Origin of the sequence: Vibrio chagasii (assembly GCA_041879415.1) — a bacterium.
GTDB lineage: Bacteria > Pseudomonadota > Gammaproteobacteria > Enterobacterales > Vibrionaceae > Vibrio.
This window is the reverse complement of the sequence record CP090851.1, coordinates 203,086-216,425: the sequence shown is the minus strand read 5'-3', so window position 1 is coordinate 216,425 and position 13,340 is coordinate 203,086. Positions and strand designations below refer to the sequence as shown.

Annotated in this window: 13 protein-coding genes; 3 read left to right on the top strand and 10 right to left on the bottom strand. The window is 42.8% G+C overall.

Translation table 11 applies throughout. The features are described from left to right. Positions 1-2 precede the first annotated feature (2 nt). The 6 genes from L0991_00980 to L0991_00955 form a co-directional block, all read right to left on the bottom strand. Entirely contained in the window at positions 3-272 is a 270-nt protein-coding gene (locus tag L0991_00980; GenBank protein XGB62658.1) for a hypothetical protein, read from the bottom strand. After that, positions 262-1,719 (bottom strand): type II and III secretion system protein family protein, encoded by a 1,458-nt coding sequence (locus tag L0991_00975; protein XGB62657.1) that lies wholly within the window; start codon positions 1,717-1,719, stop codon positions 262-264. Before L0991_00975 ends, L0991_00980 begins: the two co-directional genes overlap by 11 nt. An 8-nt stretch (positions 1,720-1,727) precedes the next feature. Then, entirely contained in the window at positions 1,728-2,477 is a 750-nt protein-coding gene (gene cpaB, locus L0991_00970) for a Flp pilus assembly protein CpaB (GenBank protein XGB62656.1), read from the bottom strand. Next, positions 2,470-3,819 (bottom strand): AAA family ATPase, encoded by a 1,350-nt coding sequence (locus tag L0991_00965; protein ID XGB62655.1) that lies wholly within the window; start codon positions 3,817-3,819, stop codon positions 2,470-2,472. Before L0991_00965 ends, cpaB begins: the two co-directional genes overlap by 8 nt. Before the next feature lie 43 nt (positions 3,820-3,862). Then, positions 3,863-4,393: a prepilin peptidase gene (locus L0991_00960; GenBank protein ID XGB62654.1), complete on the bottom strand. Its 531-nt coding sequence runs from the start codon at positions 4,391-4,393 to the stop codon at positions 3,863-3,865. A 162-nt stretch (positions 4,394-4,555) separates the two neighbouring features. Further along, positions 4,556-4,744: a Flp family type IVb pilin gene (locus L0991_00955; GenBank protein ID XGB62653.1), complete on the bottom strand. Its 189-nt coding sequence runs from the start codon at positions 4,742-4,744 to the stop codon at positions 4,556-4,558. 193 nt (positions 4,745-4,937) lie between these two features. Here L0991_00955 and L0991_00950 point away from each other — a divergent pair, with 193 nt between their 5' ends. Continuing rightward, positions 4,938-5,681 (top strand): helix-turn-helix transcriptional regulator, encoded by a 744-nt coding sequence (locus tag L0991_00950; protein XGB62652.1) that lies wholly within the window; start codon positions 4,938-4,940, stop codon positions 5,679-5,681. A gap of 83 nt (positions 5,682-5,764) precedes the next feature. Continuing rightward, positions 5,765-7,453 (top strand): AMP-binding protein, encoded by a 1,689-nt coding sequence (locus tag L0991_00945; GenBank protein ID XGB62651.1) that lies wholly within the window; start codon positions 5,765-5,767, stop codon positions 7,451-7,453. A gap of 133 nt (positions 7,454-7,586) precedes the next feature. Here L0991_00945 and L0991_00940 read toward each other — a convergent pair whose 3' ends face one another. Genes L0991_00940 through L0991_00930 form a run of 3 tightly spaced genes read right to left on the bottom strand, consistent with a single transcriptional unit; the run spans position 7,587 to position 10,044 of the window. Beyond that, entirely contained in the window at positions 7,587-8,969 is a 1,383-nt protein-coding gene (locus tag L0991_00940; protein ID XGB62650.1) for a VWA domain-containing protein, read from the bottom strand. Positions 8,970-8,980: 11 nt separating this feature from the next. Beyond that, positions 8,981-9,538: a pilus assembly protein gene (locus L0991_00935; protein XGB62649.1), complete on the bottom strand. Its 558-nt coding sequence runs from the start codon at positions 9,536-9,538 to the stop codon at positions 8,981-8,983. A gap of 11 nt (positions 9,539-9,549) precedes the next feature. After that, positions 9,550-10,044, bottom strand: a complete 495-nt coding sequence (locus tag L0991_00930) for a pilus assembly protein (protein XGB62648.1) — start codon at positions 10,042-10,044, stop codon at positions 9,550-9,552. 588 nt (positions 10,045-10,632) lie between these two features. On the opposite strand from L0991_00930, the gene L0991_00925 reads away from it, so the two are divergent. Further along, on the top strand, positions 10,633-10,845 hold the full coding sequence (locus L0991_00925; protein ID XGB62647.1) for a VF530 family protein: 213 nt from the start codon (positions 10,633-10,635) through the stop codon (positions 10,843-10,845). Positions 10,846-11,071: 226 nt separating this feature from the next. Here L0991_00925 and fusA read toward each other — a convergent pair whose 3' ends face one another. Then, on the bottom strand, positions 11,072-13,162 hold the full coding sequence (gene fusA, locus L0991_00920) for an elongation factor G (GenBank protein ID XGB62646.1): 2,091 nt from the start codon (positions 13,160-13,162) through the stop codon (positions 11,072-11,074). Between the last annotated feature and the right edge of the window lie 178 nt (positions 13,163-13,340).

Sequence of the window (13,340 nt, the reverse complement as noted above, 5' to 3'; positions counted from 1 at the left end):
AACTAATTAAAGCTTTGTAGGACCTGACTATTATTACCGGTAAGGTCCTCATCACCTTTACCCACATAGGCGTCGTAACCCGCTTGCATGCGCTCACCGGTACCATCAGGTAACACCTGCAGGTTCTCTTGAGTCGCATTCGGGTTGTATGTTTGTTCCATCTTCAACTGAGCAACCGACTGCCCTAACCTAGCGTCATTGGCACAACCCACTAATGCCAATGTGAGAAAGACCATCATTGTTCTAATCATATCTATCTCCTTACAAGTCATGACCAAATGAGCCTTCACTACCACCATCGGTTGGCGTGATATCTTTGGCTGCACTAGCACTACTGTTGTCTTCAGAATTAGAAGGCTCCGCAATGTATGCGCTTCGACCTAACAAGTAGTATTCCAAATCATTAGGATCGACAAACGCATCTGTTGGCAGTGTCACTTTGCTTCTGTCTACGGGTTTAGCGAGTCTAGGAGTAACAAGAATAACCAGCTCAGTTTCACCAGAAACATACTCTTGGCTGTTAAATAGTTGGCCCAAGATCGGCACTTCACCAATACCTGGCATTTTGTTGCTCACATCTCGAACATTCTCGCTCAATAGCCCTGCGATACCGATGGTTTGTCCATCAGCAAGCTCAAGTGTTGAAGAAGCACTACGACGTGTGATTGGTGGGATAAAGTAAGTCGCATTGGTGGTACCAGGATCAATCGTTAGTGAGCTGCTATTCGCGATTTCACTCACATCAACAGCGAGGTTTAGGTTAATTTTCTGGTCACTAAGTACAGTAGGAATAAACTTCAAACCTACCCCATATTCTTTATATTCAATGGTAATACCATCGTCATCCGGAACAGGGATTGGGAACTCACCACCCGCTAAGAACTCGGCTTTTGAGCCGCTCAAAGCCGTCAGATTAGGTTCTGCCAACACTTTAGCGACGCCGTTCTGCTTTGCGACATCAAGTGCGAAGGTAAACAAGGTATTACTGTCGATAAAGGAACCTAAAATCCCGTAATCGGTTGAAGTTGGAATATCAAAGATTGGCGTGGCACCTAATACACCGGCTGGTACCGATGCACCACCCCATGAAAAATTAGAGCCGCTGGTTTGGAAGAAGTGGAAATTGGCATCAAACTTTCTCACCAGACTACGCTGAACCTCGGCAACCGTAACCTCTAACATCACTTGCTGAGCACCACCGATCGACATCAAATTGATCACCCCTGTCGCTGCGGCTTGCTCACTACCACTCTCTTTAGTTTCGTCAGCAGCCTGCCCTGCGGCATAGGTTTCAGCAATTCTCATCGCTACATTCATCTTCTGTTGATTGCTAATTTGCCCACTCAACAACAAGCGATTCTGTGCGCTGTGCACCTCAATCGTTTCGTCAGGAAGAAACTCATACAGCTTGGCTTTCAAACTATTAAGATCATGCGTGACCTCAATATTGATCGACTCAATCAACTGACCTCGAGCGTCCCACGCCATCAGGTTGGTCGCACCTAACTTCTTACCGATTAAAAAGACTTCGTTAGATTTCAAAATGACGATGTCCAATACCTCTGGATCACCAAGGGAAACCTTGCTCGCCTTCCCAGAAAGCACCACATGAGTAGATTTATGGTGAGGCACCGTAACTGTTTTTCCCGTTTGCAATGCAGCAAAACTGGCCGTAGAAAAGCAAATCAGGCTAAAAATACACGTTATTATTGTTTTCATAACTCACCTCAATCCTTAACGCGAACGTTGGAGGTTTCTGTACCCTTGATAATGGTCACGCTTGGTCTAGGCACATATCGACGAACCACTTTTTTCTCTACCTCGTGTGGGTTTCTCAAAGTAAGCTGAATACTGCCTTTGCTTTTAGCCGTTAGAAGCTTTTCTGCATCTTTGGGCGTTACCTCAAGGGTCACCGCACGAACAATAATGGGACTGTTTTCTTTAGTTCTGGCAGTTTGGTCGACCGCTAATACTTTTATGTCTTTCAACACGGTTTGCGTCGACGCCGAGTTTTTCCCATAAGAAACGGTATTCAAGATATCGACCTTATTACCCGGCAGTAAGAACCCCGCCACACCAATAACATCATCTACTCGAATCGTTACCGCGCGCTTATTTTCTGGTATGAGCGCCGCTAGCGTGGAGCCTTCACCTGGAACCGTAAAGCGCAGCTTATGAAGCACTTCTCCAGCATAAATAGTGTTAGCAACCACCTTTCCGATAAGCTCTTCCTTATCCGAATAGTTATTTTCATTGATCCAATCAACTTCCATTAACTTGGTTGTTAAGAACTGCTCTTCGATTACGGTTCCTGCTTCGATCTCTTGAGACGCTACGACAACAGGGTGACGTTCAACCTTTTCGACCTCAACAGTCGGTTGAACTTGATCGTCCATCCATTGCTTAGCGAAAAATACTGCAGCTAAGCCAAATACAACGGACAATAAAAACAGTAGGAAAACCTGACTCTTATTCATTATTCTCGTCCTCGTGTCCATCAGAGGTAAAATAGACTTCCCATGCCATGGAAAGAATGTCGAATGTAATTACGGGCGGGAGTTGTTCAAACGAAAGAATATCTTTGCTGATACCAACAAGATCTTTCGGTAAACAAGGGAACAGCGGCACTTTATATAGGGTATGCATTTGCGACAAACGCTCAAAAAATCCATCTTGAAGCTCTACTTCTTTTTCAGCGACGACGCTCATCCATAACGCCTCATAGTCACGTTGAATAAGAGGTTTAAATTCAATTTTGTAGCCTAAGCGGCGTAAAAAGGCAGGGTCGCTGATCTTCTCTGGATTTAAGTTAGTAGAAAAAGCAAGGGTAAGTACAAACGGCATCGTCACTTGTTGGCCATTAGGTAACGACAGGTAATCAAAGTAATACTCCATCGGAACAATCCAGCGATTTAGCAGATTGTCGACAGGCATTGGTTGTCGACCAAGATCATCAATAACCAAAATGCCGTTATTGGCCATCATTTGCAGTGGTGCTAACCATACTCGACTATTCTCTGAGTGATTAACCTCAAGCATGTCCATGGTCAGCTCTCCGCCGACCTGAATATTCGGACGCTCACAATTGAGCCAACGTTTATCGTATTGATCTTTAAGTGATACCAGTGTCTCAGAACCGTTTCTATCTAACGGCTTATGATGTTGCGTAGAGAACACTTTAATAATGTTACCAAACGCATAAACCGCATAAGGAATAAAAACGGAAGTGTGTAACGCATTGACAATACGTGAAGCAACAAATGTTTTCCCAGTACCGGCATGTCCATACAAAAGCAGTGCACGGCCAGAATTAATAGCAGGCCCTAGTACCGAAATCATTTTATCAACGCCATAAACGTCACTCAGCGCTGCTTCAACATCAGGTCTTGTCACCAATTCGGCCCTTAAGTCCTGCTGTTTGACAATGTCACTGTACTGAGCAAGCGACACAGGTGCAGGCCCAAGGTACGCATCACGATTAAAAGCAAGATCGGCTTCTTCCATACCCTTTTCAGATAAGGAATAACGCACATGGCTGTGTGAAGAAGATTCGAGGGACAAGGCCGACGTTGGTTGAAAAACTTCGATCAGTGATTTTTGTCTAAGCACCGCAAGCCCATTCTCGACAATATGTGTAACCACACACAAGTAATTCGAAAGCTCTAATACATCTGACTTAGGGTAAGCAGATAAGTGCTTAAGCAATAGGTTTTCAATCACAACCTCAGGTACACCGAGCATTTCAATGGAGGTAGGCACCATTGGTGATGAGATTTGAGGCCTCAAGTTACTAGGGGACGGGATCCCTCTGATGTCCATATACAACCTCTCCATAAAAACCAATCAAGCGATTGACCTCTCTTCAAGTAAAATAACTGTACATCGCTAAACCTATTACCACAGAAGGCGCGAAAGGCATCGTCACTTTATTTGAATACCGGTTATGTAAAACAGGTTGATCTTTTATAACTGGAGACATACCACTAATTAACATCAACTTTTCTTGGAAATACCCTTTAACAGTGAGTGCACTATTATTTGCAAGGTTATACAACAAATAAAAAGTACCTATTACCCCTGAAGAAATAAGTATAAAATAAGAAACATCAAGCAATGAACCCCACCCAATATACAACCCGATAACACCCAACAACTTCACATCTCCTGGGGACATAGCCCTCACGAAATACAAAGCCAAACCAGAAAAGAAAAAAACCACCAAACCCAAAAAAGAAACGGCAAGCGAATCCCAAGTAAATCCACCATTAATTAATGATATAAAGTAAATAAATACTAATAAAATCAAAATTCTATTTGGTATTATATTTTCTTTAACATCAAATACCGATATAACAATCAATAGCGCCCAAAAAACTAGAGATTCACTTATCATTCATTTATACACCTGAAACAATCATGACAAACTTACTGATTAATGCCGTAGCTATACCTGAGAATATTGCCCAAGAAAGCAGAACAAGCACTGCCGCACCAATGATGTATTCAACAATGGTGAAGCCTTTCTGCCTTTTAATTCTCTTTAAAAACATAACGACTATGGAGCAGTTGTCGTACTTATCGCGTTCACAATAGCACTGAGTTTGTTCGACAATGTATTACCGATCCCGGAAAATATTGTAGTCAGACCAAGAACAAGCATGGCAGCACCAATTACATACTCGATAACAGTAAGACCTTCTTCATCATTCATGAATTCTTTACAACTTTTCAAAAACTTACTCATGAGAATCTCTCCTTGATTTACATTACAGGTTTATTTACCTGTAAACTAAATCTAGAGCTCAACGTTATATTCGGTTAGGATTTTCTTGCTATTTACTTGCACTTTTTTGTTGTACTTCTAATCTCTGTAATAAATACCTTATTTCTAAATTTCTCACCTCTGGTCATTTAGATATGATACAGGTTTAATAAAGATGAAGTTAATAACACCATTACTATCAGATATAGATAGCGAGTTTAATTCAATTATTATTAAAAAAATTAGTCGCTACTTCCCTGTCGATAATTTTAAACAAGATATATCTATTATCAGTAACTTAGATGTAAGGTTGGTATTTTTTATTTTAAATAGAATAGATAAACTTCAATTACTTACTATGTCACTCTCAATTTGTGAGAACCTTAATAAGAGAATAGTGATCATCTGTTCAGATCGAATACCTAATATCATTCGGAATCATAAAAATGTGCTATTTGTTATCGAAACAAACAGTAATCATCTGACCAGCACTTTCGAAGAGTTGAAGCGAAAAACACAGCATATCTTCGAACCACATTTTGACCTCGATCGAGATACAAATAATAACAACCAACTCCCTGCCAAGTTGTTCACATCAGAAGTGGTCAATTTTGTTATGGACAACATCAACAAAGAGATCAAAGAAACGGTGATCGCTGAGAGATGTCATTGTTCTACAACCTACTTTTCTAAGAAGTTTCATCTACACTTTGGAGTAAGCTTTCGCGACTTCGTGTGCGATAAACGAATCTTACTAGCCAAGAAGCTAATCGAAGCGGATACCGAGTCTAAGATAGCCGTCATCTCTTACCAATGTGGATACAAGGATGTGTCATATTTCTCAAGAATCTTCAAGAAAAGAACTGGCGTAACGCCTGCAAGTTACAGACGAGCCTGTACGGATAACAGAAAACGCTAATTTTACTCCCTAAAAGAAAAAATCATGGTACATTTAACATGATTTTAACAAAAATAACTTAGCGAAAAACATGGAGTTAGACAATGATTCAGCCTAACGAGTTTAGCCAAGAACAAGCAACAGCTCTCCCTACACCCAATGATATGATTCTTAAATGGGCAGAAGAACGCCCAAATGAGGTCTATTTAAAGCAAATTATTAACCGCCAGTTTGTCGAGTTCACGTACAAAGAAGTGGCTGATAAAGCACTAAAACTGGCGTCAGCACTGGAAGCACTTGGTGCAGAACCCGGCGACCGAGTCGCGCTTATTTCTAAAAACTGTGCAGAATGGTTTATTTGTGACCTTGCCATGATGTTAGGAGATTTTGTCAGCGTCCCAATCTTTCCTACCGCTGGTGCAGATACCATCCAATACTGTATTGAGCACAGTGAAAGTAAGATCGTCATTGCAGGTAAGCTTGATGATCCGAAGGCGACACAACAAGTACTTGATGACAACCCAAGCTTAGCTAGCATCTCGCTACCCTATGATACAGCGCCAAAATGTAAACACACATTTGGTCAACTCATCAATACACATGAACCAACGACTAAACGCCCTCAGCATCACGATGACAAGCTTATGTCTCTTGTTTACACATCGGGTACTTCTGGCTTACCAAAGGGCGCAATGCTTACATACGGTGCCTTTACGTGGTCAGTTCAAAGGCTGATCGATCATATCGGTATCCAAAAAGATGATCGTCTGTTTTCTTACTTACCACTTGCCCATATCACAGAGCGTGTCTACATCTTTGGTTCATCAGTAATGGGCGGTGTCGTTACCGCATTCCCAGAATCTTTAGACACCTTTATTGATGATGTGAAGATGCAGCGTCCTACTCTGTTTATTTCTGTCCCTCGTTTATGGACCCTGTTCCAACAGCGTATCCAAGATAAACTGCCACAGAAAAAACTGAACATTCTGCTGAAAATCCCATTCATTAATAACATCATCAAGAAGAAGCTTGCTGATGGCTTAGGTCTAGATCAAGCTCGCGTTCTGGGCTGTGGCTCCGCGCCAGTATCACCAGCTCTACTTGCATGGTACGAAAGCGTTGGTTTACACATTACCGAAGCGTGGGGGATGACAGAGTCTTTCGCTTACAGCACATTAAACTATCCATTTAGAGCGGATAAAATTGGTACGGTTGGTAACGCAGGCCCTGGCATTGAACTAAAGATTGCCGAAGATGAAGAGATTCTAGTTCGTGGTAAAGGTCTGTTCTCTGGTTACTACAAAAATGATATTGCAACACAAGAGTCGTTTAACTCTGAAGGCTGGCTACACACCGGTGATATTGGTGATATTGATAGCGAAGGCTACCTCACCATTCGTGGACGTAAGAAAGATACCTTCAAAACTGCGAAAGGTAAGTTTGTTGCACCAGTACCTATCGAGAATAAACTCTTTGAGTACAGCCGCGTAGAGATGATGTGTCTGATTGGCCTTGGCTTACCTGGTCCTATTCTGCTTGTTGTCCCACATGATTTCCCTAACTTCGATCGCGCTCGCTACGAGAGAACGACTAAGCGAGTGATCGAAAAAATGAATGAGAAGCTCGCGTCTCATGAGAAGATCAAGGGCGTACTTATGATCAAAGAACCATGGAGTATTGAGAATGGCGTGTTAACACCGACGCTCAAGATCAAACGCCATGTGTTAGAGCAGAAGTACCACGAAGTGGGCCACAACTGGCCAAAAGACAAGTTGGTGGTTTGGGAGGAGTAATCTTCCTCACCTTATATAACTAGCCTCAAATGGCAGGCAGCACTAAGAGGGAGCGAAGGCTCCCTCTTCTTTTTAAACGCAATCCCTACTCTTTATATCTACTAATCATAAAGTGCATTACTTGCCCAAGAAGCTACAAGGTTAAACGGATAATGACGTCAAGCATCTCATCGAAACAAGGGCCTAGCGCCTCCTCATCAATAGCATGACAGTACACCCCCTCAAGTTGCGTAGGGTCGTAGTCACTACTTAAATCCGGATCATCCAACAACGCACTCGAGTTCGCCATACGCAGTAATAAGTCTTCCCCAAACTCACTATCTGGTCCGGTCGCCGATGTAAGTGATGAGCCGAGCCCGAGAGTAAACACGTAAATATCTTCAGATCTTGCGGCTTCAGCAATGTCTTCTACAAGGTTACGAGCAACCCGGTTCACCCTTCTATACAAATCATTAGCCGAGTGGCTATCCGGATCATACTGGGCGACAGGTCGTACAGAATGAGTGGGATTTAGGATATTAAACTCAGTGGCATTTGAATCATGGGTCGTGTAGTACTCAGGCATCTCGCTGATGTAATCATCGATGTCTCTCCCCTCATAACCATCAGATAACCTTGTAGCAATGGAGTCATGTCTCCAAAGTCCTCTTGGCGTACCACTAGTGCCATCACTCGATCTTATCGCCCCGGTATGTGTGCCACCACCTTCAAAGTCAAAAGTCGAAGCGAAGGTATTTGGTGCACCATCGGTAAAAAACACGATCACTTTTAGATTTGCAGGATTTGTCACTGTTCTTAGCTCATTGAGGGCTCGATACATCCCCTCTGACGCATTGGTATATTGTGCATTAGAGGTACTACCGAAATTGAAGCTATCGATCTCAGACTTGATAGTGCTTCGACTATGGCCTCGAGTCGCATTGAACCCCACGGGAACTTCCGACCCGAAAGCAAACTTCACCAATGAAATGCGGTCAAAGCCTTCGTGGAAGTTTTCAATAAATGACTTCGACCTATCTATCACATCTTGCGTTACATCGCCGATGCTCCCTAACCTCAGTGAAGTTGTGTTATCTATCACAAGCACTAAATCAACAGGACGACGAATCGATTGTGCGGACACACCCGGATTGAATGTATCTAGCCCTATCAAGGGTAGAAAAACAGTCGGAACTTGCGCCGTGGCTGAAATATCGATAGAGATATTACCAAAGGAATCATAAGCGAAATTAACGGCCCCCAAATTGGGGGTTGCTGAATAAAAATCGGCAGGAATATTCGCTGCAAAGTATTTCTGAGCCGCAGCTCGCCCTGCATCTTCACCATTAGCAACGGCTCGTGCTGCCGCAATGCTCGCCGCATCAACCGCCGCAAACAGTTTCGATTTAACGATATAAGCTCGACCAGCATCAATAGAAAGACCGACGACTAACAGAATAAAAGGCAGTGCGATAACTGACATTAAAACCACTAATCCCCGGCTGTAACGATATTTGTTTCGGGTACCACTATCCATATAGACCTCCCTTACATATATGTTGTGTCGCTCAGGATGTATTCGTCATCAAAAACTCGACTAAAGATAGGCGAATAGTCATAGAACACTTCTACGCTGTAAACGATCTCCCCTTCATCAAGCGTGACGGCTAGATTGTTAATGAGGGGAGGATTGTCAGCATCAACATCTGAGCACTCTCCATCGCTTGCCCAATTACTGCAGCTCGACCAAATAGCACTATTTTTACTTAGTCCATGTTGGTTCCATCGGTATTGGCTTTTAATGTAAGGGGAAGCGTCTTCTTGACCAACTAACTCAGTAATGTAAATAACACCATCTTGAGTCATGTCTAACGTTCCAGATGTGGTGGCGATAATATCCATCACTTCTTGTGGCGTATCGGTATTACTCCGAGAAATAATATTGCCGCCTTCTCGACTGATACTAATAATGGTGTGGTTGGCTTGAATGAGGTGGGTGATATCAACAGCAGCTACGATCAACAACATAAATATTGGCGCAATTAGCGTCATTTCTATGGCTGCAAACCCTTGCTGTACTGCCTTATTTATCTTTTTAGGAAACATATTCAATCTCCCTAAAAAGCTTCGTTTTTCATTGCTGCACTGACGGTAAATTTGAATTTCCCATCATCGAGCAAAACGTACATATAAGGGTTAACAGATGGCCATTCGCAGTCAAGATGGATAGATATAATATCTCCAGAGCCACCAAAACCAGATATCGCATTTCCATAGACATCTTCAACACGGATATTTTGCACATCCATCACTTTATCGAGCAAACCACTCGAAGACTGAGAGATCTTCTCTAATATTGCTGCTTCACGATTACTCGATGCATCCGGATCCAAATCAGACCGACCAGTGATAGCGTACCTTGCTCCCTCTCTTGCAGAGTGTTGCATGGTGAGTTTTACAAACCCATATATTCCAAGGTCAACAACCGTTAAAAAAAGCGCGAAAAAAAGACTTACCACTACCGTAAATTCGATAATAGCAATGCCTTTTATTTTGGATTTGAAATAACCTCGCACCCGATTACGTTTCAAATCCGTTGAAATCGATGCCATACAACACAGCCCCCACCTATTCGTCTTTCTATCCTTACTTCCAGCCCTATAGAAGCAAAGCTAATTTAGAAAAACTTATCTACCACCTATAGGATTGATGTATGAGTTATTCAAGTATCATTCGCGTCATGATATTAGAGATAAGATGTAGGGATAGTATTAATATTAGCCGCCAAGTTTATATTTTATTTTCAGCCAGTTAATGGATTAAAAAAACGTTCTATACAATAGTGACCAAAACTTAGCTCATTAAACACTTAAATAACTACCTGTTTTATATCCACTATAAAATGAAGGGCATTAGCGCTTAAAAACGCGATTTCGATATAAACCTACTAAGCCGTCTCAAATATAAGACAAGAATAAGCATTTAGTTTAGTGGTCGATACTAGTTACGTTATCTACCGATATTCTGAGCACTTCAATTATGAAAAAGATTGTACTTAGATGCCAAAATTAGGCAGCTTTGATGAGCGTTGCGGGGATTGAACGGCTTTCGTTGTTCGATATGACAGCAAGCTTAAATGGTCTGATAATTGATGAGATGAAACTGATATACTGAGAGCAAATAAATGACGAGTGAATCTCATGACACAAGCAAATAACCCACTGCACGGCATTACACTGCAAAAGCTGCTAACAGAATTGGTAGAACATTACGGTTGGGAAGAATTGAGCTACATGGTAAATATCAACTGCTTCAAAAAAGACCCAAGCATCAAATCGAGCTTAAAGTTTCTGCGTAAAACAGAATGGGCTCGTACTAAGGTAGAGCAAATCTACATTGATCTAAAACGTTAATCCCTGGCTGCTCAATCAGTCCCGTGTTGGCAATAATACGGGGCTATCTCGCACCTCGCACCTCGCACCTCGCACCTCGCACCTCGCACCTCGCACCTCGCACCTCGCACCTCGCACCTCGCACCTCGCACCTCGCACCTCGCACCTCGCACTATGATTCCCATAAAACAAAAGCCCCGCAAGCTTTCACTTGCGAGGCTTTCTAGTTAATTTAGAAAAGAGCTAATTACTTACCAGCTTCTTTGTCTGCTTTAACTTTAGCGATTACTTCGTCTGCCACGTTTGTTGGACATGGAGAGTACTGTAGGAATTCCATAGAGAATTGACCACGGCCTGAAGTAATAGTACGTAGGTGACCGATGTAACCAAACATTTCTGATAGTGGTACGTCAGCTTTGATACGTACGCCAGTAGCGCCAGCTTGTTGATCTTTGATCATGCCACGACGACGGTTAAGGTCACCGATTACATCACCAACGTGATCTTCTGGAGTGAATACGTCAACGTTCATGATTGGCTCAAGAAGTTGTGCACCCGCTTTAGGCATAGATTGACGGAATGCGCCTTTCGCTGCGATTTCAAATGCGATTGCAGATGAGTCAACTGCGTGGAAGCCACCGTCGAATAGTTCTACTTCAACATCTAGAGTTGGGAAGCCAGCAAGAACACCGTTTTCCATCATAGATGCGAAACCTTTCTCAACTGCAGGCCAGAATTCCTTAGGAACGTTACCACCAACAACAGTTGAAGAGAAAGTGAAGCCAGAACCAGCTTCGCCTGGTTTGATACGGTAATCGATCTTACCGAATTGACCAGAACCACCAGATTGTTTCTTGTGAGTGTAGCTATCTTCAACAGCTTTCGTGATTGTTTCACGGTAAGCTACTTGAGGAGCACCTACTACAAGGTCAACGCCGTATGTACGCTTAAGGATATCTACCTTGATGTCTAGGTGAAGTTCACCCATACCTTTCAGGATAGTTTCGCCAGTTTCTTCGTCAGTCTCAACTTGGAAAGATGGATCTTCTGCAACCATTTTACCGATCGCGATACCCATTTTCTCAGAACCGCCTTTATCTTTTGGAGATACAGCGATAGAGATTACTGGAGTTGGGAAGATCATTGGCTCTAGAGTACATTCGTGCTTCTGATCACATAGAGTGTGACCAGTTTGAACGTTCTTCATACCAACAACAGCGATGATGTCACCAGCTTGCGCTTCAGTAAGCTCGTTACGCTCATCAGCTTGCATCTCAACCATACGGCCGATACGCTCAGTTTTACCAGTTGCAGCGTTAAGGATTGTATCACCCTTCTTCATGCGACCAGAGTAGATACGGATGAACGTTAGTGCACCGAAACGGTCGTCCATGATCTTAAACGCAAGAGCACGTAGTGGCTCATCAGCAGATACTGTAGCAACTTCACCAGTTGGCTCACCAGTTTCTTTGTCTGTTAGAGGCTGAGGATCAACTTCAGTTGGAGCTGGTAGGTAATCTACTACAGCGTCAAGGATAAGTTGCATACCTTTGTTCTTGAATGCAGAACCACAGAACGTTGGGAAGAATGCGATATCACGAGTACCTTTACGGATACAACGCTTGATGTCTTCGATAGAAGGCTCTTCACCTTCCATGTAAGCTTCCATTAGGTCATCGTCTTGCTCTACAGCAGTTTCGATTAGCTCTTCACGGTATTGCTCAACGTCATCAACCATGTCCGCAGGAACATCTTTGATTTCGTAGTTTTCAGGAAGACCAGTGTCATCCCAAACGTATGCTTTACGGCTTAGTAGGTCTACAACACCAACGAATTCATCTTCGCGGCCGATTGGTAGAACCATTACTAGCGGAGTAGCGCCTAGAACGTTCTTAACTTGGTCAACAACGCGGTAGAAGTCAGCACCCATACGGTCTAGTTTGTTAACGAAGATCAGACGAGATACTTCTGATTCGTTAGCGTAGCGCCAGTTAGTTTCTGATTGAGGTTCAACACCACCAGAACCACAGAATACACCGATACCGCCATCAAGTACTTTAAGAGAACGGTATACTTCAACTGTGAAGTCAACGTGTCCAGGAGTATCGATAACGTTTAGACGGTGATCATTCCAGAAACAGCTTACAGCTGCTGATTGGATAGTAATACCGCGCTCAGCTTCCTGTTCCATGAAGTCAGTCGTTGATTCGCCGTCATGTACTTCACCAGTCTTGTGGATTTGACCAGTTAGCTTAAGGATACGCTCAGTGGTAGTTGTTTTACCCGCATCAACGTGCGCGAAAATACCAATGTTTCTGTATTTCGATAAATCTGCCATTGTCTTACTCTGTTAATAGGATATAAAATGCGCGCAGAGTATATCACAATCTGTGAAGACTGATAGCTTTGCATGCATTTGGGACTAAAAAACTTTGCCTTTTCCTAACATTTAGAAAAAGGCACGCTGTAGAAACAATCTAAATGATTGTTAATTATAGTGCTAACCTCAAGCCCAA